Here is a 23,399-nt window from a genome sequence, read left to right on the forward strand (position 1 = left end):
TGCTACTTAAACTAACTGAAATTTTGTTGCGTAACCATTTAAAGTACTTATTCTAACGTTGCAAAAAACCAATAAACTGTTACAACCTCAAAGATGTAAAATTTTTGTTAAATTCAACGAGCATCTACAGTTTCATTTCCTCGTCATAAGGTACTCAGCATGACCGCAATCACCCCAAAGGCATCTTCAGCGCTTCCCGATTTTTTTGAAGGGATTCAATATTTTGGTGAAGCGTTACCAGATTTTGAAACTCATGGTGCAACACCTGCTATAGAATCGGGCAAAGTAGCGATCGCAGATCCCACAGATAAAGCAGCTGTATATCAAACTTTACTAGCTGCCGATGCCCTCCGCTACCTGATTTTGCAAGTTACCGCTAGTAAAGCCTCTGGGCATCCCGGTGGATTCGCCAGCCAAGCAGAAGCTTACGCATCTCTTGTCATGCTGGGATACAAGAACATAATTACTGAAGTCGGACACCACGCCCCTGGATTTTATAGTGCCATGTTCTTGGATCGTTCGCTAGAGGACATGGGAATTTTTACAGTCCAACAATTGCGCGATCGCTTCCGAGAAAAGCACGGACTTTTAGGACACCTTTCTGGTTTCATTCCTGGTATTCTTGCACCTGCGGGGCCTTTGGGGCAAGGACAACACTTTGCAATGGCGGCTGCACTGCTGCACAAAGATAAGTTATTCCCCTTTACAGTTGGTGATGGTGGATTGGGTGAACCATATATTGTAAGTGCGATCGCCCATTTCCATACTGCTTATCCTGCTGTCACCAACTTCTTACCGGTGTTGGTGTGGAACGGTTACAGCCAAGAACATCACAGCATGGTTTCCCTCAAAACCAATGAACAGATGCAAGCATATTGGCAAGGTAACGGTTTTGATGAAGTTATATTAGTTAATGCCAAAGACTTCGACGATCAAAACCAACCGGGGGATTACGTTGATAGTACTGCTTTTTCCTTTGAAAAGCGCCTAGAATTCACTCAAGCAGTACTTTCGGGTGTAGATAAAGCAGTGCGATCGGCACTAGGCGGGAAACTTACCGTATTTATAATTAAACAACTTAAAGGTGCAGGAGTCCACGCGCGCGGGGCAAAATCTCACAACCTCTATCCCAAAGATACGCTAAATGCTCCCCATATTATCAGTGCATTGCAAAGCCGTGCTTTGTCTGCGGAAGCTTGGCAATTAGTACGCACAAATGCAGAACGCGCAGGCGGTGGCCCGGCGGCGAAAACTGTGGTGACAGAATTTGAATTTCCATTACCAGATTTAGGTGAATTACCTTTAGAAGAATATGCAGTCGGTGTTGAACCCAAAGTTTCCACAACAGCGATGGGACGATTGGTAGGAATAGTTGGAAATAAAGATCAGAATTTCCTCGTCACCAACGCCGACGGTAACGAAGCATCTGGAATTGCCAACATCAACCAAGCATTAAAAATAATCCACCCCACAACCGACGATTTATATTACCAAGCACCAAATGGACAAGTTTATGAACCATTGAGTGAAGATGCTTGTGCTGGTTTAGCTGCGGGTTTGGCGTTAATGGGTGCGAGAACTTTGTGGTGTTCTTACGAATCTTTTGCCATCAATGGAGTACCAATTTGGCAAACTGTAACCCAATCAATGGCAGAATTACGTCGTCAAACTCCCTCGACTATTACTTTATTCACAGCAGGCGCATTAGAGCAAGGGCGTAACGGTTGGACTCACCAACGTCCAGAAATTGAAGCTTACTTCGCTTCCTTGATGCGAAATGGCAATGTTTTCCCCTTATTTCCCCCCGATGCTAACAGTATTCAAGTTTGTTATGACTGGGCATTGAAAAGTAAAAATAAGGGAATTGTAATTACTGCAAGTAAGTCGCCATTGCAAATTCGTACCACTTTTGAACAAACTCGTCAAGGGTTGCGCGATGGTGCGGTGCTGTTACATGAAGTCGCTGGTGATAAGCAAGTTGTATTTGCTGTGATTGGCGATATGACATTAATGCCAGTATTTGAAGCTGCTGCTTTCTTGGAAACTGAAGGTATTGGTGCCAAGATAGTTTCTGTGATCAATCCTCGGCAATTGTACCGTAGCCATGATACCGCTTGGGATACATGTTCTGAACCTGAAGGCGGTTTCTTGGATGATGCCAAATTTGCCGAATTATTTGATGGTGATGCGCTAATTGCTGTCACTGGTGGCGCTGCGGCGATGCTAGAACCAATTTTGTTACGGAGTACAGTCAAGCGCGACACCTTTGCTTGGAAACGTGGGGAAACTACAGCCAGTGCTGGAGAGTTGATGGCGTTTAATGGATTGACTGCTGAAGCGTTAACAAAACGTGCGATCGCATTAGTGCATTAAAGCTGGAATTGTTTCTCCTCTTATCGCAAATATACGTATATAAACGCTGAAAGATTGCGTTGCAATGCGTATATTTGCGTTTTTTTATTTCAGATAACTTAGCAGACAGGAGAAGTAGAGATAAATTTACTGAAATTCTTTGAGAATAAAAGGTTTACGAGTCACAAAAGCTGGTTTACAAGTCGCAAAAGCTAGTTTACGAGTCAGAAACTTAGTTTACAAGTCGCAAAAGTTAGTTTACGAGTCACAAAAGCTAGTTTACGAGTCAGAAACTTAGTTTACGAGTCGCAAAAGCTAGTTTACGAGTCGCAAAAGTTAGTTTACGGGTTCAAAAGTTGATTTAGCCAGGACAAAGCGCGATACCTTTATGAAAAGGCGTTCAATGGATTGACTGTAAAGGCTTGACGAAAGTTGCGATCGGGTTAGTGCATTAAGCTGGGTTTTATAGGTAGAAAAGTCTGAATTGTTAACCGGATATGCACGCAGATAGACGCCGATAAATTAGTATTTTCAAGCGTATATTCACGGTTACTTTTATAATATTAATGTATTAATATATATATAAATTAATTAACAACACAAATTATTTCAGAAGCATTTACATCAAAAGTTTGGGAACATAGTGATATATTTTAAAATTTGAAATATTATTTGGTTGTATGCCATTATAAATTAGCTTATCAGCCGCGATCGCGCAATTTCTCTCCTACCGATTGGACGTACTTGTATGCTGTAGAGTGAAACAATTGCCACAGTTTCCCCATCTAATGTGACAAATTCAACCTCATATCCTTTGGCATTTTGATGTACTAAAACAACTGTACCTATATCACCCTCTTCTAAACTATATTCTGGGATATTACTAGTCAGAATAACCCTATCAAGTTCTTGAATCATTCTTCTCTCCGTTTGAGTGGGTATGAAGTAACAAACTTAGGAATAGTTTCCCCTGTTTCAATAAACCAAGCCGAACGAATCATGGGGTTTCTGCCATCTGGTGAAAGCAGTATACCTTCTACGGCATATCGAGTTCCAAATGGTGAATCTTCAATCTTTGTAACACAGTTATCAGCAACATGATTTAGTAATGCCTTAGCAAAAGTTTCCCAATCCTCTACTGAAAAACCAAATGCAGTGAAAAACTTTTGCTTGCTGCGTCCATCAGGGTGAGTTGGCGACAACAGATACTCAGTGATTTTTCGCTGTGGCACAACTGCCAATTCATAATTCGGCAGTTTCAATCCGCCTCTCCTAGATCCTTATCTTTAGTTTATCGCCAGTTGTCTCTTAATTTATCGCCTTTTTGAGCGTTATATTTCTTCTAGATGCTATATAAAAGATTGATTTATTATGAAAGCACCTTTAACTGTTCCTGCTCTCAAAAAGTATGGTGAATTAAAGGCAGAACTCCGTAGAATAGGACAAACAATTGCTGAATTTGATTTACTAATTGCTAGTGTTGCAGTTGGAAAAAATTAAGTTTTAGTAACAAACAATACTCGTCATGACAGCCGCATTTATAATTTACAGTTGGAAAACTGGATTTTACCTTAAAAATATTAAATAAAATAAAGATGACTGCACAAGGAAAAAATCAACGAATTAAAATAAATTTAGATTTATCGCTAGAAGTTTATGAGACACTAAACAATTTGGCACAACAGATTAATGGAGATAATGCTGAGGTGCTGCTAAAAGCGATCGCACTCTTAGAAGTAGCTATAGAAGCCAAGCAAAAAGGCAAGCATATTTGGATTGTAGATGATAACCAAAATATTGAAACTGAAATTATTGGTATCTAAATAACATGATAGATATAAGAGATTTATCAAAAATAATTGCCAGCAAAGGCGACAACCCACTAATTATCTCAACTGTAAACTTGCAGTCACAAGAAGACTCAGAACCGGAGCAAAAACTGCGAGAATTAAAATTTAAACAAGAATTAAGAAAAGATTGGATTTTATTTATTGTCAGGGATGTAGTAATTTTTCCTGCTGCCATCCTTTTCATTTTTGCTTTCAGCGGTTATTCCCTATTCACCCAGATTTATAGGTAACTTATCTAATAATATATAGCAATTTTATCTGAGCCGTGAAAATCGCAAGGTTTAAATCCCCAACTTCGTAAAAGTTGTCGGGTATCTCGTGCAGTATCAGTAAATTTGCGTAAATAATTTTACAGACGACGAAGGTAACTTGCTAAAAGTAGACTCATCTTTATATCCAGACAAATTTTGCTGGATATAAAGATTACCGTGATTGGTAAATATGCAAAAAAGTAAGTACCTGATGCGAATAATCTAAAAATATGGGGCTTTTGATATTTTCTGTTGTTTTAGTTACTATTGTTGCTGTAATTATCATTGATGGCTACAACGATTTAGTCAACTATCGCAACCGTTACAAAAATGCTTACTCTCAAATCGATGTTCAATTACAGCGCCGCTATGACTTAATTCCCAACTTAGTGGAAACTGCCAAAGAGTACATGAAACATGAGCGAGAAACCTTAGAAGCAGTTATTACTGTCCGAAATTCTGCAATTAATGCTAGCAGTCGTGCCGTGCAAAATCCTGGTGATCCCCATGCAATGCAGCAGTTGGGTAATGCTGAAGGGGCGCTGACGGGGGTCTTAAGTCGCTTAATGGTACTTTCGGAATCTTATCCAGAATTCAAAGCCGATCGCGCCATGAGCCAAGTAATGGAGGAATTATCTTCCATCGAAAACCAGATTGCTTTTGCACGTCAAGCTTTTAATGATGCGGTGATACTTTACAACACTAAGAGTAAATCTTTCCCTACCAATTTGGTAACCAATACTTTTAACTTTACTGCTGCCGAATTACTGCCAGAAGCTACTCCTGAAATGAAAACTGCTCCCCGCGTCTCTTTTTAGGTATCTATGAATTTCTTTGAACATCAGGATAAAGCATACCAAAATACGCAACAGTTAATCGGGTTATTTGCCCTGTTGATCGCAGTCATGATTATTGCGATTTATATTGCTACCTTGTTTCTGTTCCGTATGGCTCCTTATATTTGGTGCCATCCAGGATTATTTCTCTACGTGGCAGGAATTACAATAATTGCGTAGGCGTAGCCCGTCGTAGACATCGCTCTAGCAAGTATATATAAAATTTTTCGTCTCCGGGCGGGGGGAAAAGCAATTGCTCTTTTGTGTTGCAGTTAATACTGTGGCATCGTCTCCGACCTAGTAGAAATTTTCTGTCGGCTACAACGGTACAATTTACCTTTATAGAACAGATTTAGCCAGATAGTCTCTTAGTTATATCCGTAATTACACGTGTCAGACAGTCCCAACCCGATGCGTCCAGTGAAGACATAACCTATGTTTTTCGTTCTGGAGTTTTTCGACTTCCTAAAGCCGGAGAGCTAAAAAAACCAGACACGCCATTTATCTGTAATTTCACTGAACTCAAGAAGAGTATTGAGCGCCTCCGCCTTGCCAGTCCCAAACTCAAGCAAGCTGTTGTTGATGCCTGTGCCCACACAGTATTATTAGATAACAAAGTTATAGATTCAGAAGCAGATTTACTAAGAGCGATCGCCATGACGCTAGACTGTCACATCCTCCATTTTTAAACCCTCAGCGTAGTGTTTCAAAACAGAAACAATCTTCTCCAAAGCGAAGTTAATGTAACAAGTGAGACGCCATTATTTATAAATCAACAAAAAAGTCCGTTTTTGCAGACTTTTATATTATTATTTCTTATAGTTGCAAAGAACTGTTTACCACGACAATAACCTGTTGCATTTTCATCACATTTATAAGTAATTGATTTATTTTTGTTCTCCTTACTGTTATATAGCAGTCCTAAATGATTTATGAACTTTTCTGTTTCTCCTCTTGGCGCTCTTCTTTACGAGACGCTGCGCGTTGGCGTTGGCAAAGCCTCTCGTAGAGAAAGCGGCTTCTGTGCAAGACGCTGCACGTTGGCAAAGCCTCTCCAAGAGTTGGCGGTAGCCTACGGCAAGCCGCTGTGCGTCTACGATAGTTTTCACAACTCAAATAAGATTGCTATAGTACAAATAGTTCTCTTAGCAAAAGAGTATCATACTGCACAAAAAATTTTGATATTGCCTAGAAATATTAACTTGCTTAAAAAAGTTTAGACAAAATGCCAGCATTCAAGAAATTTGATTGCTATATTAGATTAAATAACTATTCTGGCAAGGATTAAAAAGCAGTGCGGGATGATTTACAGGGCTTGGAAATTAGTCAGGATGAACTGCAAAAGCTGACTAATTTACCTGTCAATGATCAACTTTTAATCATTACAAATCCTCTGCAAAAATTAGCAAGACTATACATCCAAAAAATTAAAAGTTCGGAAGGAGCAACTGTAATTTTTATTGGATTTGCTACATTTGTGTTTGGCTATCTTTTCTTTGATATAATTATAAAAGTATTTTTATCATGGATAACAATTCCATCCTGGATAGTATTAATTATCTTAGGTCTTTGGGTTGGCTGTCTTACGCAAACTATCTTATATTTAATCTGGAGAAGTAAAAGTAAAGTTGTCAAACTCAACATGACAAATTCTCTGCAAATCCTGTTAAATGATGTAGAAAGATATAATAGTGTTATTAGAGCAATAGATATCAATGACCAAATAGAAGAGGCTGGTAATCCAGAAGTACTTATAAAAGAAAGAGAGAATGTTCTGGCAGCGCTTCAGCTCACCAAAGCCGATTTAGTTCGCGCTTTGAAAACAGAAAGGATTTTGAGAGAAAATAAGAGCTTTATCCTTAGTAATACAGACCTATTCGTCAACAATTTAGCAACTTTAACAGCCATGCAAGTAAATGAACAGGCTACTGAGCATGGAAGGTTACTCAATGAAGCATTACAGATTGCATTAGATGTGCAACACGAAATGAAAAGATTACAGACTCAGCCTTAAAACCAATACTCAGGGCGGCTGTGCGTAACAGAAGTGAGTTGGAGAATGCGTAGATGCTGCTGGGTGGGTTGGTTTCCAATCTCTTTGCCAGATATCCTCAATGGCTTTTTAGATAATCCTTCCCACGGTTGCGATCCCCGGTTTAACATAAAGAATATTCCTAAAGCGATCGCTCATTGGCATGGACTGGAAAGAAGTCAGAGGTAACTGGGTAATCATTCCCCGAAATCCCATAGGGATCATCCATTTTTTAGGAGGTGCATTTGTCGCCACTGCACCGCACATTACTTATCGCTGGTTACTCGAACAACTTGCAAGTAAAGGTTATGTTGTAATTGCTACGCCTTTCGTCAATACATTGGATCATACTGCGATCGCAAAATCCGTGCTGTTAAACTTTGACCGTACCCTCGAACGCTTGCATGATTCTGGGGCATTACGCAAGCTTTACTTCCCCATCTACGGCGTTGGACACAGTATGGGCTGCAAACTTCACTTACTAATTGGTAGCCTCTTTCAAGTAGAACGTGCAGGCAATATTTTAATATCCTTCAACAACTACGCTGCTAAAGAAGCTATTCCCTTAGTAGAACAATTCAATTCTACTTTTGCGATCGAGTTTACCCCCTCACCGTTGGAAACCAATAAGCTTGTCCAAGAGCGTTACAATATCCGGCGCAATTTATTAATAAAATTTAGCAATGATACCATTGATCAATCAGCAGCGTTAACCAAAATATTACAAGAACGTTTTGATGAGATGGTGACAGCACAGACCTTACCAGGAAATCACACAACACCTTTAGGTCAAGACATTAAATGGCAAACTGGAACATCTTTCACTCCCTTTGATGCCTTAGGGCAATGGTTCAAGCAAGAAGCATACCGCGATTTGAACCAGCTAAAAAGTTCCATCCTCTTGTGGGTGAATCCTCTTGCCCCCCCATAATGTTTTATGACGTTAAAAAGTCATGAATTTGACGGAAAAATATAAATAAGCTAGTAGTATCTCTATATAGATACTACTAGCTTATTAGCCGATACCATATTTTTATTTTCTATTTGAACAGCAAGTTTTAATGAGTGTTTCCTACAACTTTCTATGTTTCAAATACTAATAATTGATGACGACTATTCAATAAAAATACTCCTGAAAAGGATGTTGGAAAAACAGGGTTATGAGGTAGTTACTGCCAGTAGCGGCGAGGAAGGAATAGAAAAGGCACTAGTTTACCGTCCAGCACTAATTATTTGTGATTGGATCATGCCAGGGTTGACTGGATTGGAAGTTTGCCACCGCATTAAGGCAGACCCAAAATTTTATACTACATTCTTTATTTTATTAACATCCTTAGATTCCGTTGCCGATTGCGTCAAAGGTCTAGATGCTGGTGCTGATGATTTTATCTCCAAACCTATTGAGCACAATGAATTACAAGCACGGGTAAGAGCGGGATTACGCCTGCATCAGTTGAGTAGAGATTTGCAGGCTCAAAAGTTGCTTTTAGAATCAGAAATGTCAGAAGCCGCAGAATATGTGCGATCGCTACTGCCTCTTTCCATGACGGAACCCTTTAATATAAATTTCCGATTCATTCCCTCGCGGCAACTCGGCGGTGACTGCTTCGATTACTATTGGCTCGATGCTGATTATTTGGCAATTTACTTACTCGATACTGCCGGACATGGACTCAAAGCTACTCTTCCCTCTGTTTCAGTCCTAAATCTACTGCGTTCCCGTGCGCTCAAAAGTCTGAATTACCATCAACCTAGTGATGTATTAAAGGCTTTGAATGATACCTTTCAAATGAATTATCAAAATGACAAATATTTTACGATTTGGTATGGAGTTTACAACCGAATCAACCGCCAGTTAATTTATGCTAGTGCAGGTCATCCACCAGCAGTTTTAGTAACCGGCACATCTCCCAGAAAGTCTGAAGTTAAACTTTTGAAAACCCCTGGTATGCCAGTTGGCATGTTTCCAGAGGCAAAATATGTTGATGCGTTTTGCAATATTGAAAAATTCAGTACCCTTTATATTTTTAGTGATGGTGCTTATGAAATAAATAAATCAGATGGCATACTTTGGAGTTTGGATGCTTTTATTCAGCTACTGGTTAGTCTGCAAGATCCTGTTGACTGCCAACTTGAGCGCATACTGAGTTATTTAATCGCTCTGAACTCCAAAGATGCTTTTGATGATGATTTATCTATTTTGCAAATGAAGTTTGATTAATTACGTTTTGGAAACTAAAACCTGATTAAATGCGTCTTGACTGGGGAATATTTCAAATACTTTATCCATATTAGTCAGTTCAAATAATATCCTGACTTGCTCACTAATTGAGCAAAGAACAAGCTTACTATCTGCTGCTCGCAGGGTTTTGAAAGCTAAGACTAAAGCTCCCAAACCTGAACTATCCATAAATGTTACATCTTTAAAATCAACTAACACAATTTTCGCACCAGTTTCTAGAATATTATTAATATTTTGTCGAAAATCTTGTGAAGTTGTGGCGTTTAAATTACCATTGAGCTTAATAACTTTTACTTCTTCTCTCATAATTATGTCACGCTGATTTGTGTAAATGATGCTCTTATTTTGCCATTATATAACATTTAAAAATGCTTGTGAAATAAAAGCTAAGATTACATCTTGAGTAATCATTAATAATTAATCATTATAGATAAAGATTAATTATAAATATTTTAATCTGGCTTTTTTGTAATTATAAAAAACATATTATTAAATAAGTATAGCTTTCCTACTAGTAACAGACCAATTAAAAATAAATCAGGTAAGTGAGTCGGTACGATAAAAATTATATATGTTTAGTTTTGTAAAAATATTGGAATGACCGATTTATAAGCTGTTTGCTGCTTTGATGTTTTGTTACATATGTTGATTTTTAACGCCAACTTTTGCATCTGATTAATGTAGGTATGTACTGATCTACAACCTGAAGTTACTGCTTTTCAGATTATTTACAAAATATTTTTGCAAAACTGAGATTCTCGAATAAACCTCATGATGATAGCCGTAATTAAACAATTCAAAATTCAAGGGGTTGCAGCGATAGTGCAGCTAAACCGAGTCTAGCAGCGGCGTTCCTCTGCCTGGATACTGGGTGGTAGGTATAGATTATTCTCCAATTTGGCGGCGGATCTGCATCACCCACCAAATTTTTCCAGTCTCTAGCCCCTAATTTAGCACTATAAGCAAAAATACTATGAAAATTACTCAACTATCAGGATTTCACATCAGAATCATTAGTACATATAACCATTTTTTGACTACTGAGTATTTATGATAGTAACTAGGATATACATTTATTTATGTCCAATTACTTACATAATTGAAATAATTTACCCCTGGACTACCGCTCTAGAGCCAAAAATTTCGCTTTCAACAGCGCCAAGCAAGCTCAAACGCACACCAACGCTCTAACAGAAGTTCTCAGAGGTCATCGCCTCGGCTATTTTAGTATTCCCAATATCTCTCATTTATCAACAGATAACACAAAAAGTAAAGAGTTATGAATTTCTAACCCCTTACTAACTAATTCCTAACCCCCTCAAACAGCACTGACTTTGGCTCTGTAAAGCAGCTTTTCACCTTGAAGGTAGCCAGTGTAGCGCACCTTGACTTTTTCACCTGGTTGTGCTGTACCCTGCATCAATTGGTGCAGTTGGGGGTCATAAGGTAATTCTGCTCCCACACGTGCGATCGCTTCCACTCCCCACGCCTGTAAAAGCTTTTCCAGGGGTTTCTGCACCAACGGTACTATTTTGACTGCTGCCAGCTGGGGATTTTCTTGCGCTTTCTGTACTGCCGTTGGCCATTGCAATAATAAAGACTCCAGCAGTTGCAAACTCGACTGCTGGAGTTCTTGTAGTAATATCTCTTGCTGTTGTTCTATTTGTTGCTGCGAGCGATCATACTCTGTTCTTAAATCTGCAATCTGTTGTAACAATTCCTGAGTGGGCGCTGTTTTCTCTTGTAATAACTCTACGGTTGAAAAAGTTGTGACTAATTCACTCAATGGCATCTGTAGCACTGGCGACAGCTTGAGCAGCACTTCTACCCGCATCTGCTCTAGCTTTCCTTGGCGTAAGCGCAAAAGTTGACGCTCTGAGACACCAGCAGCCCGACTCAGTGCTTTAAAACTAGAAATACCCACTTGTTGCATTAAATCTTGCAACTTTTGGGTATTGGGTATTAGGTATTGGGTATTAGGCATTGGGTATTGGGTATTGGGCATTGGGGAGCCAGTGCGTTGCGGTGAATCCAGCGCTGTAGGCGACTGGTGAACCCGAAGGGAGGTTCCCTCCGTTGTTCGCGCAGCGTCTCCGACAGGAGAAGCAACTGGCGTCATTGGACATTGGCGATTAAGTTTTTTCTCTATTCCCTATTCTCTATGCCCTATGCCCCATTCCTATTCTTCCAGTAAACTTCTCAACATCCAAGCTGTCTTTTCATGTACTTGCATCCGCTGAGTCAATAAATCAGCGGTAGGTTCGTCGTTAACTTCCTCTACCACAGGGAAAATAGACCGTGCAGTTCTGACTACGGCTTCTTGTCCTTCCACTAGTAAACCGATCATCTCCACAGCTTTAGGAACTCCGGGAGTTTCTGGAATTGAACTCAGTTTGGCATATTCGCTGTAGGTTCCTGGTGCAGGATACCCAAGCGCTCTAATTCTCTCCGCAATTAAATCAACTGCTAAGGCTAATTCTGTATACTGGGTTTCAAACATCAAATGCAATGTTTGGAACATCGGCCCAGTTACATTCCAATGGAAGTTATGAGTTTTCAGATACAGTGTATAAGTGTCAGCCAACAGGCGAGATAAACCCTCGGCAATTTTAGCCCTACTTGTCTCGTCAATGCCGATATTTACATTTTTGACTGTTACTTTCGATGACATAATTTTTTCCTAATTAGGTTATATGTAATTGGGGATTGGGCATTGGGCATTGGTAAGAAAATTAAGTCTCCATGCCCCATGCCCCCTGCCCCCTGCCCCAAACTCAAGTCTCTATGCCAAGTGCATCTTCAAAACGCTGCGGGGTGCTTTACGGACTCTGGCTAAAACGGTTTCTTTGCCTAAACGCTGGCAAGCTTCATACCGATGGCAACCAGAGAAGCCATAATATTGTCCATCTACTTCTAGGACATCAATAGCTTCTTGCTGCCCAATCTCCGCAATCGATTCCATTAAGGCTTGCACTTTATTTGGATCGTTTGCACGGGGCAACGGCCGTTTTATCTGATTCAATGGAATTTCTTGGACTTTAACCATAAAAAGTTTATCCAACTAGTTCTGTTTTGTGTCTCTTAATAAATCATAGTCATTATGACTTCATTTTGCCACTAGTATTTGGGGCAAAACTGGTAATGGTATCATTGGAGCACTCATGCGACAAAAAAACCGCACTACAAAGCAATTGGAAAATCAGCTCCAACACCGCATTAAGGGGCAGAAGACGCTCGATTACTCGCTATCGCTTCGCCATCAGGTAGCCATGAAATTTTCGCTTTGGCGTTTTTCCCACACTGTACTGGCCACATTTTGTCTATTGGGACTAACTGCTGCATCAGGGCCTGAGAGTAACATCCAGGGTATGGAACTGAAAATTGGGATTGTACAGCGATTTGGCTCACAACCCACAGCCAAGCTGCAACTGGAACCCACAAAAGGCGATCGCTTAAAGCTAAAATTTTTTGCGGACAACAAGCAGCAAATACTGGTTACTAAGAACCCTGTAAAGCTAGAAACAGTCATCCAAGCTTTACCCCAGTCAGCAGTTGAAGAAGTGGTAGTTTTAGGCACATATCGTACCTTTGAAACTGCGGAAGACAGTGCTAATAAATGGCGTTCTCAGGGAATGGAAGTGGAAATAGCCCAGCCAGAACGCTGGCAGGTTTGGGCAAAACGAGATGTTTATAGCACTCCTTTACTGCGACGCTTGTTATTGCAGAACATCCAAGCTTCTACCAAACAAAAAGTATATCTTGATACTAAGATTGTTAAACAAGTGCCGCGAGTTAGTTGGGTGGTGGATGGTAAACGCTATAGCCCAAATGATTTGGAAATCAGCACTGATAAAAACTTGATTTGGGTGAATAAAAGCGAAAAACAAGAGTTTGCTCGTCTTTATGCTGGACGACTGAATTTGCAGCCAAATGCATACGGCACATACACTCTAGTTAACCAAGTACCCTTAGAAACTTATTTGCGTGGGGTTCTGCCTTACGAAATAGGTACAGATGCACCAACAGCGGCGCTGGAAGCCCAAGCAATTATCGCCCGGACTTATGCCTTGAGAAATTTACGCAGGTTTGTTGCAGATAACTATCAGTTGTGTGCTGATACTCATTGCCAAGTTTATTATGGGCTGAATGGAGCTGCTGCCAAAACAGACCGAGCGATCGCCTCTACCAGAGGTAAGGTAGTAACTTATAAAAACGAACTAGTAGATGCCCTGTATTCTTCCACTACTGGTGGTGTTACCGCCTCCTTCAGCGATATCTGGAATGGCGATGATCGTCCCTATCTGCGTCCTGTACTAGATGCTGCGACTAATTTTTGGAACTTGTCTAAGCAGAGTTTGGCAGATGAAAATAACTTCCAGAAATTTATTAATATCCAACAAGGATTTAATGAAAGCAAGTGGGATATGTTTCGTTGGCACAAGGAAACCCCTTTAGAGGATATTATCAAGGACTTGCAGAAATTTTTGCAGGTGAAAAACAATCCCTATGCCAAATTTAAGACAATTCAGGCTATGGCAGTAGTGAAGCGAAGCCAGAGTGGACGCATCCTTGAACTCGCAGTTAAAACCGATAACAGCACCTTTATTCTCCACAAAGACGAAGTTCGCAGTGCCTTTGCTGCTCCTGTGAGTACGCTATTTTATATAGAACCTCTGAATAAAGGCAAACCAGAACTGTGGGGATACGCTTTTATTGGTGGTGGATTAGGACATGGAGTCGGCTTGAGTCAAACTGGCGCTCAAAATTTAGCAAAACTAGGTTGGTCGAGTCCAAAAATTCTCCAATTCTATTATCCTGGTACTCAGATTAAAATTCTTAGTAAAGAAATTAAGCTTTAACAAAAGAGGCCAGAGGCAGTCGTAGAAGGGAAACTCCATACTGAAAAATTAAGCAAGAACACAATAAATTTTGTGTTCCTGCTCAACACTAAATTACGCTTTTTGTCAAAGTCGCTTTCAGAGGTACACACGGTACTTCGAGGGTGTTAATCCTAAATGCCCGGCTTCTATTTTTTTATCATCAGTAACTCTCGCAAGAGATTTATTGTTGAGGTTCCTAACTCTTAATAGAGTTCTTCTTCTTTGTGAGTTTCGATTGTCACATTCGAGGTTGGGTAAGCAACACAGGTTAGTACATATCCAGCTTCTATCTGATCGTCATCTAAGAATGACTGGTCACCCTGATCAACAGTACCCGATACCAGTTTACCTGCACAGGTGGAGCAAGCACCAGCACGGCAAGAGTAGGGCAGGTCAAGACCAGCTTCTTCAGCAGCGTCTAGAATATAGGTGTCGTCCTCAACGTCAAGTGTTTTGTTCAGCCCTTCGGACTCATTGATTAGTGTGACTTTAAAAGTAGCCATTGAATAATCCTCTCTTTTGAAAACGGCAGTATAAGTTATTTTAAGGCAAAGGTCACGGCTGTTCCGTGGGATTAGCCGCTAGTTTAAATTTGCTTCAATTCTGATACTACGAGAAAAATTAAACGATGTAACTGGAAATTGAGCCCGATTAGTAATGAAATTTAGTTGGTTAATCTAGATAAGTTTTATTTATATATTTACTGCCATAGTCAGGCAATGATAATAAAAAATTATATTTTAGTAAATAAAATATTATTATAAATTTTGAAAATGGTTTTTGCCCATATAATACAATTTTTGTCAAGATAATGTTCAATAAATTTGGGTAAGTTGGTAATCAAAAAATTCCTGCAACAACTCCGAAAACTTAAGTAGGTTCTGTGCCAGTCGCTGTTCGCGTTCGCCATTGCCCTGATAATTTATCCAATCAGATTTTTTAATCACCTGATTTTTTACCTTAGGCGCTTGGAAACAGTGCCTTTGTTTTAGGGAATGAAAAAAGAATCCCACCACTAGAAGTGTGGGAGGATCGAAAATAGAACTAGGAGGATCATGTATAATTCAGAAGCAGCTTTGGAAAAAGCAAGAGTGCGTGTAGGTTTGGTAGGTACTGGGTATGCGGCAAAGTTTCGCGCTGAGGCATTGCTCCATGATGAGCGATCGCAGTTAATAGCAGTTGTTGGTCATACCGCAGAAAAAACAGAAGCTTTTGCCAGAGAGTACCAGATTGAAGCGTTGAGTTGTTGGCAAGAGCTAGTAGAGCGGGAAGATATAGATTTAGTAATAATTTCCACTATTAATCGAGATCATGGGGCGATCGCTCATGCAGCCCTTACCAACGGCAAACATCTGATTGTAGAGTATCCCCTTTCGTTGGATGTAGTAGAAGCTGAGGAACTGATTACCTTAGCCAAGGTACAACAAAAACTTCTGCACGTTGAACACCTAGAACTTTTGGGTGGTTTGCATCAAGCCTTGAAGCAAAACTTAGCCAAAATTGGTGAGGTGTTTTATGTTCGCTACAGCACCATCAACCCCCAGAATCCTGCACCCCGCAAATGGACTTATAACCACGAGCTTTTCGGCTTTCCCTTAATTGGTGCCCTGTCTCGCCTACATCGTCTCACCGATTTATTTGGTAAAGTATTTACTATTAACTGTCACCAGCGATATTGGGAAATAGAACCGCAATACTACCAAACTTGTTTCTGCACTAGTCAACTCTACTTTACCAGTGGACTTTTAGCCCAAATAGTATATGGCAAAGGTGAAACTATTTGGCAATCAGAACGTAAGTTTGAAGTTCACGGGGAAAAGGGCGGTTTAATTTTTGATGGTGACACAGGATTGTTTATCCAGCCAGAGGAAACAACAACTATAGAGGTTGGCCCTCGCCGGGGTTTGTTTGCCAAAGACATGAGTATGGTGTTAGACCATCTTTTTGATGGCACTCCTTTGTACGTTACCCCAGAGGAGAGCTTATATACCTTAAAGGTTGCTGACGCGGCCCAAAGAGCTGCACAGACAGGGTTAACTATGTTTATGAAAGATACTTTAGATAAAAGTTAATGAAAACCGAACTAATTGTTATTTTATCCCAACGAGAATTAGAGAAAATGCGTCAAGCTGGGCGTTTAGCAGCTAAACTTCTCCAGCATTTGGAACAGTTTGTGAAGCCAGGGGTTAGCACTCTTGAACTAAATGATGAAGCCGAACGTTGGACGCAAGCGCATGGAGCAAAAAGCGCACCTCTTGGTTATAAGGGCTATCCTAAATCGATTTGCACCAGTGTAAATGAGGTAATCTGTCACGGCATTCCCAACGCCAAGCAAATTCTCAAGGAAGGTGACATCATTAATATTGATGTGACGCCGATTGTTGAAGGTTATCACGGCGATACATCCAAGACATTCTTTGTCGGTAGCCCTTCCCCAAAAACGAGAAAGCTGGTAGAGGTGACAGAGGAGTGTTTGCGCCTGGGTATTGCTGAAGTTAAACCTGGGGGACGCATTGGCGACATTGGTGCAGCCATTCAAGAGTATGCTGAAGCACAAGGCTTTTCTGTAGTGCGAGATTTCGTTGGACACGGCATCAGTAACATTTTTCATACTGCGCCGGATATTCCCCACTATGGCACACGTGGTAAAGGCAAGCGCCTCAGACCAGGGATGGTTTTTACCATTGAGCCAATGATTAACGAAGGCACTTACGAAGTCGAGGTTCTGGGCGATAAATGGACTGCGGTAACGCGCGATCGCAAACTTTCTGCTCAATGTGAGCATACGTTAGCTGTAACTGAAGATGGTGTTGAAATCCTCACCTTACCTGAAAGCGAGAATTACTGGACTATATGACAACATTTATGATGAAAAATTCCTTTCATTTGGAAGGAACCAAAGTCACTAGTTCCAATTCATGAAAGACTTATATTTTTTTCGCTCAAGGATGTCGTCAAATCTCTTATTTTTTTCTCAGCGCTCTCTGTTATGGAGGTAGGATTATGACCCAAGCATTGCCTAAATTACTCACCTTCAATGAATTTATCGAATGGGATCCCAACGATGGGAAACGCTATGAATTGCACAAAGGAGTAATTATTGAAATGCCGCCTCCAACCGGAGAACATGAGAAAGTTATTGCGTTTTTGTCGCGGAAATTAACTGTGGAGTTTGATCGTCTTAATTTACCCTACGGAATTCCCAAAACTGCATTAGTCAAAACTCCTTCTGCCGAATCCGCTTATTCGCCTGATGTGTTGCTGCTAAATCTTAATAATCTCGACAATGAACCGCTTTTTAAAAAACAGTCAACAGTGAGCCAAGCAGCATCGGTTCCAATAGTTATTGAAGTTGTTTCAAGCAACTGGCGAGATGATTACTACAATAAATTTAGAGATTATGAAGAAATGGAAATTCCCGAATATTGGATTGCTGATTATGCTGCATTGGGTGCAAGAAAGTTTATTGGCAATCCCAAACAACCCACTATTTTTGTATGCGAATTAGTTGATGGTGAATATCAAATGACAGCGTTTCAAGGTAACACCGCGATTTCATCACCTACCTTTCCCCAATTAAGTTTAACTGCACAGCAGATTTTTAATGCAGCTAACTAATTTTTTATCTAGTCTTATAATTATCTTCCCAACTTATTAGGGATACCTTCACAACCGCCGGGAATAGTAGCTCTGGTTTTTTCGCCACCCCAAGTGCAACAGTAGTTACGTGCAGACTCAGACATCCGTTGCACATTGCTGAAATCAGCATTTTCCACCACAGCGCCAGTTTGTTCGCCGGTTTCATAATCTGGTGGTTCAGTGCGACTGCGGGGTGATGCTTTATCTACTACACCGTAGAATAGGCGAATCCCATTGATGTCAGCACCACTGAGATTAGCATTATATAAAATTGTGCGGGAAAGATTGGCTTTTACTAAGTCACAACCGACCAAATTAGCGCGGACAAGATTAGCTTCGCTCAGATCAGTCCAACGTAAATCAGTACCAGAAAGGTCTGCTCCTGCTAGGGTTACGCCTAAATCGATGACACGCACACCTTCTAGGCGGTCTTCTGCATAACCGCCACTCCCGTCGAGAATGGCTCGACCTAATAGCCGATCGCGTTGTAAGGGTGAGAGCAATTTGGAACGTGAGAGAAAGCGGAGAATTTTTGCTTTACCACTGCCATCTACACTACTTAAAATTGCCGCAGTGCGTCCTTCGGCGATCGCTCTTTCTTGGGGCCAATCTTCTAATAATCCTTCTTGATCTAATACTAAGTCTGAAACGCCTTGGAAATAGGAATCAATTGTCTGTTGCTGAGTAATAATATTTTGCTGAACTGTGAGCAGGTTTTGCTGAATTGTCAAGTCTTTGGAAATGACATATTGTCGCCATGCCACGTAAACGGCGATGACGGCGATGAGAATTTGCCCCAAAGCGCCAAACCAGTCTGCTAGGGTTCCAGCAATGTCCCAGTCAATCTGGTGTCCCCAAAGCAGTAAGCGATCGCCTACACCTGTAAACCGAATCAAGCCGACAATAGCTACTAGTAATCCCAAAAATGCTACAAACAGGGTGCGTTCTTGGGGTGAAAACCAGTCGTTTAAAACTTCTCGGAACCAAGGCAATAATATCGCTAGGGATAAGAGCAAAGTTATTAGCGTTCCGATAATGCCGATAATCCAGTTATTGAGGATAATTCCAACGAAGGTGATGGCGATCGCGATTAAAGTAATTAACAATGCCCTCGGCTTAACTAGAAATTGCTTGGTAGTAGGTTGATTGAGATCAGAACGTGTTAGTTGAAGAGCAGTTGTATATTGCGGAGATTTCAAAGATGCGATCGCCGCTAGGGCTTGTTGTGTCGCTAGTGGTTCTGAGGTTAGGTTCTTCTCAGTTGCACCACCCTCAAAGTCATCTGGTTGTAAGTCGTTTTCCGGGACTGGTTCTGGGGTTGGTAGATTAGAGGAATCGGATTCAATCGTCATGTTTTCTATTTTGCCCCAGCACATTTAGTTCAACATCTGTTTTATCAGAAATTGCACTAAACCCAAAATGAAAAGCCTGTATTCTATGCAGATGAGAAATGCTAAATTTAAAAGTTTTCAATTGTGTGTACTTCACGCAATTTGTAGGGGAACCACAGCAGTTCATCTGTATTAACTTAACGGAGAAACTCGCGCTGGTAAACGTTTTAAGGGTAAACTTTTTTGTTCCCGTCTGCCCTCTGCCTGATGTTTAGCCTACAGTTTGAATTGTCAGCATTTGAGGGGGGGCAGCATCAGGTGGGTAGAGAAAATCCACTTCTACCATTCGCCGCTGGCCAGGAGATATTTTTAATTGAGCAAGCGGTTCTCCCATCTGTCCCTCTTGTTGAACTAAATGCCAGTATTGGGTTCTGGGTAAGCCATTATCGTCATTGTAGCGAATACGAACTGTGCCTCGGAATAAGACGGATGATTGGGGTGGTGAAGAAAAGCGAAGCCCAGGTTTACTTAACTCATCTTCTTTGATAGGTGTTTGGAAAAGCACATTTATAGTTTGCGGCTTATCCGTATTGTTGATTAATGGTAGAGAGATGTTGTATTCAATGCCATAGTTGCCGTGAGCTTCGTAAGCAGTACCAGAATAACGCGCTACTAGTTTAGCAGTTTGGTTTTGTCCAGTACCCATTTTGCCTGCTAAAAGGGTACTTAAACCATAGGAAAAAGCTTGTCCTGATTCAGGAATTGTCAGGTATGAACTATTAGAGTCGGTAACTAGTGCTTGCCAACGAGAGCCAACAGCTACCCCCGCTACCCGTCCGTAAATTTCTGTTGCCCCTGCAAGGTGATTTGGAGGACTGGGGGCAGGTTCACGGGGTCCTGCAAAATCACCATTTTCTAACAAGTTCTCCCATTCTTCTAAAGTGGGTGCTCGTTCACTACCATCGGGATTGGGTTTAGCAAACATGGCCAGGTTCGCCAGATAAACTGGACTATCACTATACAAATGCAACAAAGTAGAACGTCCATTCAATGGCGGTGTTAAAGTCCGCACTGGAATGGGAAGATTCATTAACATCCGACTTTGTTTTGCTGGAATTACCAACTGGGCTGGCCATCCTGACTGCCGTCTGACTCGCAGTAGATCATTCATGACGCGATCGCCAGGCCCAGCATAAATATTTCCCGAATTATTTGATTGCATGGCGGGAAGTTTGATAAAAGGTGCATCAGGTTGACTAACATAACTAGCTGCTTGCAAGATGTTGACAGTTGTAGGGCGATCACTGGGATTGTAAACAATCACCCCCAAATAAAGAGTTCGCAAATCATTTGGAGTTTCAATTGCTCTAGCAATATGGTGAGAAAATAAATCAAACCGTCCCTGAAATGGAAAGTTCAGATGTGCGCTAGGCACTCTTTTGCCTTGAGGAGGAAATGTAGACAGCAGAATTCCTTCACTCTGAACTACTTCTGGGTTATTACTGTTAAATACCGGTACTGCATCAAGATGTCCTGTTAAAGGTCTTGTTTGTTGGGGAACGAAGATTTCCTGCGGTGCAGGAGAAGGCGATGCTTGAGCCAAAAACAAATAGGAAATAAAATTAAGCATTTATTCAAAAAGCAATTTATCACTGAAGTTAAGAATACAGCATACCTAAATCTATGCCTCTCCGGAAGCGTGACAAGTTAGAGGAGGCTGTTTGTAAAATAAAGTTGCAAGTAACACCCACCAAAGTGACCAACAGATGTAAGATTAGCGTCTGTGCTAATTTTTACAAGAAAAATGAAAAGGTTTAGGCAACTGGTATTCGCTTGTGGTGCGATCGCTGCTTTGATCAGTACGAGTCTCAAGGTTCAAGCAACGTCCAAGCGGCTGATTACCCTAGACGATATGTCTGCTCTCCACCAAGTCAGCGAACCGCAAATTTCTAGCGATGGAGCTTGGATAGCCTATACGGTCAAGAGTACCGATATCAATAATGATTCTGTCAACAACCATATTTATATGACTTCGTGGGATGGCTCCCACACCCTAAAATTAACTAACAGTAAAGATAGCGAAAGTTCTCCTCGTTTCAGTCCTGATGGAAAGTATCTGACCTTTCTCTCCAGTCGTCAGTCCGACAGTGAAGGCAATCAAATTTGGCTGCTGAATCTTGCCGGTGGAGAAGCAGAAAAGATTTCAGATTTTCCAGGAGGCGTTTCTGATTTCGTTTGGTCGCCCGATGGCAAACAACTGGCTGTAATCGCCGACGATCCACCCCAAAAAACTTACAACGAACAAAAGACGGCACAGCCAATTGTCATTGATCGGTTTCAATTTCAGGAAGACGGCGTTAGATATCTCGGAAAAAGTCGTGAACACCTTTACGTGTTTGACTTAGCAACACACAAAGCAGATATTCTAACGCCAGGTGAGTTTAATGAGTATTTGCCCAGCTGGTCTCCAGATGGAAAGGAGATTGCTTTTGTCAGCAAGCGCGGTGCTGATTTTGATCGGCATAACAATTGGGATGTTTACACAATCAACGCCCAACCAGGAGCAAAAGTACATCAAATAACTACCAATGAAGTCCCCGATTGCGATCCATCCTGGGGTAGCCGACCTGTTTGGAGTCCAGATGGGAAGTTAATAGCCTATCTGCAAGGAGGCCCTCAAAAGCTAATTGAGTACGCTGTTTACCATCTTGCCGTTATTCCATCGGAAGGAGGTACTCCACGCCTGTTAACAGCAAAACTTGATCGCAATGTTGTTAAGCCACGCTTTACATCTGATGGCAAATCAATTCTGTTTTTGCTGGAAGACGATGGCAATGTTCACCTAGCAAAAGTACCAGTAACAGGCGGTAAAATAGAGCGATTGCTAGCTGGACGCAGAAATATCAGCGCTTTTGACTTAGGGGGTGACGACAAGATTGCCTTGTTATCCTCAATGCCGCAGCAGCCAAGTGAAGTTTTTGCCCTCAAAGGCACTGAACTGCGTTCAATATCGCACCAAAACCAGGAATTGCTTGTCCAACTTCTATTAGGGACGACGGAAGAAATTAGTTTCAAGAGTAAAGATGGCACCCAAATCCACGGTTTCTCAGTCAAACCACCGAATTTTCAACCAGGAAAGAAATACCCAACACTCCTTCAGCTTCATGGTGGCCCAGTCGGGCAGTACACAAACCAGTTTATGTTTGACTGGCAACTGTTTGCTGCAAAAGGTTATGTTATCGTTGCAGTTAATCCACGGGGTAGTTCGGGACGGGGTGAAGCCTTCTCGAAGGCTATTTACGCTGACTGGGGAAATAAAGATGTTCAAGATGTCCTTGCTGCTGTTGACTACGTTGAAGCACAAGGGATAGCCGATCCATCTCGGTTGGGAATAGGTGGATGGAGCTACGGTGGTATATTAACAAACTATACTATCGCCCAAGATACCCGTTTCAAAGCTGCGGTAAGTGGAGCTAGCATTTCCAATATTTTGGCAGGATACGGTACTGACGAGTATGTTTATGACTACGAACAGGAACTGGGCGTGCCGTGGAAAAACCTTAAGACTTGGCTACGAGTTTCTTTTCCATTCCTGCACGCCGACCGAATTGTAACACCAACACTATTTCTGGGTGGCGATCGCGATGCTGAGGTTCCGTTGCACAACTCTGAGCAGATGTATGAAGCACTCAAAAGTTTAGGGGTTGATACTCAATTGATTATTTATCCTGAGCAATCCCACGATATTAGCAAGCCAACTTACCAGCGCGATCGCCTACAACGCTATCTTAATTGGTATAGCAAGCATGGATTGTGAGTAGAAATAAATACTTTTGACGAACTTCACAAATTACCAAGTGGTATGTCTCATTAAATATGATGAGTTTGTAGTAAGCACTTCAGTGCTTAAAAATCTGGGACTAAAGTCCTTACTACGAACTTGTTTACCCATCAATTTCAACTTGACATTCTTTCCACCCCGCAAA

At 41.2% G+C, this 23,399-nt stretch carries 27 protein-coding genes; 16 read left to right on the top strand and 11 right to left on the bottom strand.

The features are described 5' to 3' along the window. Positions 1-159 precede the first annotated feature (159 nt). On the top strand, positions 160-2,373 hold the full coding sequence (locus V7K21_RS07920; protein ID WP_335173090.1) for a phosphoketolase: 2,214 nt from the start codon (positions 160-162) through the stop codon (positions 2,371-2,373). Between the two features lie 672 nt (positions 2,374-3,045). On the opposite strand, the gene V7K21_RS07925 is transcribed toward V7K21_RS07920, so the two are convergent. Both V7K21_RS07925 and V7K21_RS07930 read right to left on the bottom strand, forming a co-directional pair. After that, on the bottom strand, positions 3,046-3,270 hold the full coding sequence (locus tag V7K21_RS07925; RefSeq protein WP_335173092.1) for a DUF4926 domain-containing protein: 225 nt from the start codon (positions 3,268-3,270) through the stop codon (positions 3,046-3,048). Beyond that, positions 3,267-3,614: a DUF6883 domain-containing protein gene (locus tag V7K21_RS07930; RefSeq protein WP_335173094.1), complete on the bottom strand. Its 348-nt coding sequence runs from the start codon at positions 3,612-3,614 to the stop codon at positions 3,267-3,269. The genes V7K21_RS07925 and V7K21_RS07930 overlap by 4 nt, the downstream gene beginning before the upstream one ends. Positions 3,615-3,723: 109 nt before the next feature. Between V7K21_RS07930 and V7K21_RS07935 the strand changes: the two genes are divergently transcribed. The 5 genes from V7K21_RS07935 (at position 3,724) to V7K21_RS07955 (ending at position 5,469) form a co-directional block, all read left to right on the top strand. After that, positions 3,724-3,852: a hypothetical protein gene (locus tag V7K21_RS07935; RefSeq protein ID WP_335173096.1), complete on the top strand. Its 129-nt coding sequence runs from the start codon at positions 3,724-3,726 to the stop codon at positions 3,850-3,852. A 95-nt stretch (positions 3,853-3,947) separates the two neighbouring features. Further along, a complete protein-coding gene (locus V7K21_RS07940) occupies positions 3,948-4,175 on the top strand; it encodes a DNA-binding protein (protein WP_335173098.1) in 228 nt (75 codons plus the stop codon). 5 nt (positions 4,176-4,180) lie between these two features. Then, complete coding sequence (locus V7K21_RS07945) at positions 4,181-4,432, top strand: hypothetical protein (protein ID WP_335173100.1); 252 nt, start codon at positions 4,181-4,183, stop codon at positions 4,430-4,432. Between the two features lie 251 nt (positions 4,433-4,683). Then, positions 4,684-5,271, top strand: a complete 588-nt coding sequence (locus tag V7K21_RS07950) for a LemA family protein (protein ID WP_335173102.1) — start codon at positions 4,684-4,686, stop codon at positions 5,269-5,271. Positions 5,272-5,277: 6 nt separating this feature from the next. Continuing rightward, positions 5,278-5,469, top strand: a complete 192-nt coding sequence (locus V7K21_RS07955) for a hypothetical protein (protein WP_335173104.1) — start codon at positions 5,278-5,280, stop codon at positions 5,467-5,469. A gap of 253 nt (positions 5,470-5,722) precedes the next feature. Here the strand turns inward: V7K21_RS07955 and V7K21_RS07960 are convergent, their stop codons facing one another. Further along, complete coding sequence (locus tag V7K21_RS07960) at positions 5,723-5,947, bottom strand: hypothetical protein (protein WP_335173106.1); 225 nt, start codon at positions 5,945-5,947, stop codon at positions 5,723-5,725. Positions 5,948-6,221: 274 nt separating this feature from the next. On the opposite strand from V7K21_RS07960, the gene V7K21_RS07965 reads away from it, so the two are divergent. The 5 genes from V7K21_RS07965 (at position 6,222) to V7K21_RS07985 (ending at position 9,542) form a co-directional block, all read left to right on the top strand. Then, a complete protein-coding gene (locus V7K21_RS07965) occupies positions 6,222-6,509 on the top strand; it encodes a hypothetical protein (protein ID WP_335173108.1) in 288 nt (95 codons plus the stop codon). A 74-nt stretch (positions 6,510-6,583) separates the two neighbouring features. Then, positions 6,584-7,303 (top strand): hypothetical protein, encoded by a 720-nt coding sequence (locus V7K21_RS07970; RefSeq protein ID WP_335173110.1) that lies wholly within the window; start codon positions 6,584-6,586, stop codon positions 7,301-7,303. 63 nt (positions 7,304-7,366) lie between these two features. Then, on the top strand, positions 7,367-7,510 hold the full coding sequence (locus V7K21_RS07975) for a hypothetical protein (protein WP_335173112.1): 144 nt from the start codon (positions 7,367-7,369) through the stop codon (positions 7,508-7,510). Beyond that, the gene (locus tag V7K21_RS07980; RefSeq protein ID WP_335173113.1) at positions 7,485-8,252 is read left to right on the top strand and encodes a DUF1350 family protein; all 768 of its coding nucleotides are present in this window, start codon (positions 7,485-7,487) and stop codon (positions 8,250-8,252) included. Before V7K21_RS07975 ends, V7K21_RS07980 begins: the two co-directional genes overlap by 26 nt. Positions 8,253-8,405: 153 nt before the next feature. Further along, complete coding sequence (locus tag V7K21_RS07985) at positions 8,406-9,542, top strand: PP2C family protein-serine/threonine phosphatase (protein WP_335173115.1); 1,137 nt, start codon at positions 8,406-8,408, stop codon at positions 9,540-9,542. On the opposite strand, the gene V7K21_RS07990 is transcribed toward V7K21_RS07985, so the two are convergent. The 4 genes from V7K21_RS07990 to V7K21_RS08005 all read right to left on the bottom strand — a co-directional run bounded on the left by V7K21_RS07990 (position 9,543) and on the right by V7K21_RS08005 (position 12,609). Continuing rightward, complete coding sequence (locus V7K21_RS07990) at positions 9,543-9,869, bottom strand: STAS domain-containing protein (protein ID WP_335173117.1); 327 nt, start codon at positions 9,867-9,869, stop codon at positions 9,543-9,545. A gap of 1,012 nt (positions 9,870-10,881) precedes the next feature. Next, complete coding sequence (gene grpE, locus V7K21_RS07995) at positions 10,882-11,547, bottom strand: nucleotide exchange factor GrpE (RefSeq protein ID WP_335173202.1); 666 nt, start codon at positions 11,545-11,547, stop codon at positions 10,882-10,884. Between the two features lie 195 nt (positions 11,548-11,742). Next, positions 11,743-12,234, bottom strand: a complete 492-nt coding sequence (locus tag V7K21_RS08000) for a Dps family protein (RefSeq protein ID WP_335173119.1) — start codon at positions 12,232-12,234, stop codon at positions 11,743-11,745. A 111-nt stretch (positions 12,235-12,345) separates the two neighbouring features. Continuing rightward, positions 12,346-12,609: a sulfiredoxin gene (locus V7K21_RS08005; protein WP_335173121.1), complete on the bottom strand. Its 264-nt coding sequence runs from the start codon at positions 12,607-12,609 to the stop codon at positions 12,346-12,348. Between the two features lie 115 nt (positions 12,610-12,724). On the opposite strand from V7K21_RS08005, the gene V7K21_RS08010 reads away from it, so the two are divergent. Continuing rightward, positions 12,725-14,422, top strand: coding sequence for a SpoIID/LytB domain-containing protein (locus V7K21_RS08010; protein WP_335173123.1), 1,698 nt, complete (start codon positions 12,725-12,727; stop codon positions 14,420-14,422). Between the two features lie 224 nt (positions 14,423-14,646). On the opposite strand, the gene V7K21_RS08015 is transcribed toward V7K21_RS08010, so the two are convergent. Further along, entirely contained in the window at positions 14,647-14,946 is a 300-nt protein-coding gene (locus V7K21_RS08015; protein ID WP_335027305.1) for a ferredoxin, read from the bottom strand. Positions 14,947-15,258: 312 nt separating this feature from the next. Beyond that, positions 15,259-15,390 carry a hypothetical protein gene (locus V7K21_RS08020; RefSeq protein WP_335173125.1) on the bottom strand — a complete coding sequence of 44 codons (132 nt, stop codon included), beginning with the start codon at positions 15,388-15,390 and terminating at the stop codon, positions 15,259-15,261. 108 nt (positions 15,391-15,498) lie between these two features. Here V7K21_RS08020 and V7K21_RS08025 point away from each other — a divergent pair, with 108 nt between their 5' ends. From V7K21_RS08025 to V7K21_RS08035, 3 genes are all read left to right on the top strand, one after another. Continuing rightward, positions 15,499-16,515 carry a Gfo/Idh/MocA family protein gene (locus tag V7K21_RS08025; protein ID WP_335173126.1) on the top strand — a complete coding sequence of 339 codons (1,017 nt, stop codon included), beginning with the start codon at positions 15,499-15,501 and terminating at the stop codon, positions 16,513-16,515. Next, positions 16,515-17,300: a type I methionyl aminopeptidase gene (gene map, locus V7K21_RS08030; RefSeq protein WP_335173128.1), complete on the top strand. Its 786-nt coding sequence runs from the start codon at positions 16,515-16,517 to the stop codon at positions 17,298-17,300. Before V7K21_RS08025 ends, map begins: the two co-directional genes overlap by 1 nt. Positions 17,301-17,446: 146 nt before the next feature. Then, a complete protein-coding gene (locus tag V7K21_RS08035) occupies positions 17,447-18,061 on the top strand; it encodes a Uma2 family endonuclease (RefSeq protein WP_335173130.1) in 615 nt (204 codons plus the stop codon). A 20-nt stretch (positions 18,062-18,081) separates the two neighbouring features. On the opposite strand, the gene V7K21_RS08040 is transcribed toward V7K21_RS08035, so the two are convergent. Both V7K21_RS08040 and V7K21_RS08045 read right to left on the bottom strand, forming a co-directional pair. Then, positions 18,082-19,434 (bottom strand): pentapeptide repeat-containing protein, encoded by a 1,353-nt coding sequence (locus tag V7K21_RS08040; RefSeq protein ID WP_335173132.1) that lies wholly within the window; start codon positions 19,432-19,434, stop codon positions 18,082-18,084. Between the two features lie 250 nt (positions 19,435-19,684). Continuing rightward, entirely contained in the window at positions 19,685-21,043 is a 1,359-nt protein-coding gene (locus V7K21_RS08045) for a DUF3370 domain-containing protein (protein WP_335173134.1), read from the bottom strand. Positions 21,044-21,217: 174 nt separating this feature from the next. On the opposite strand from V7K21_RS08045, the gene V7K21_RS08050 reads away from it, so the two are divergent. Then, positions 21,218-23,230 (top strand): S9 family peptidase, encoded by a 2,013-nt coding sequence (locus V7K21_RS08050; RefSeq protein ID WP_335173136.1) that lies wholly within the window; start codon positions 21,218-21,220, stop codon positions 23,228-23,230. The last annotated feature ends 169 nt before the right edge of the window (positions 23,231-23,399 follow it).

This window comes from Nostoc sp. (genome assembly GCF_036919595.1).
Taxonomy (GTDB): domain Bacteria; phylum Cyanobacteriota; class Cyanobacteriia; order Cyanobacteriales; family Nostocaceae; genus Nostoc.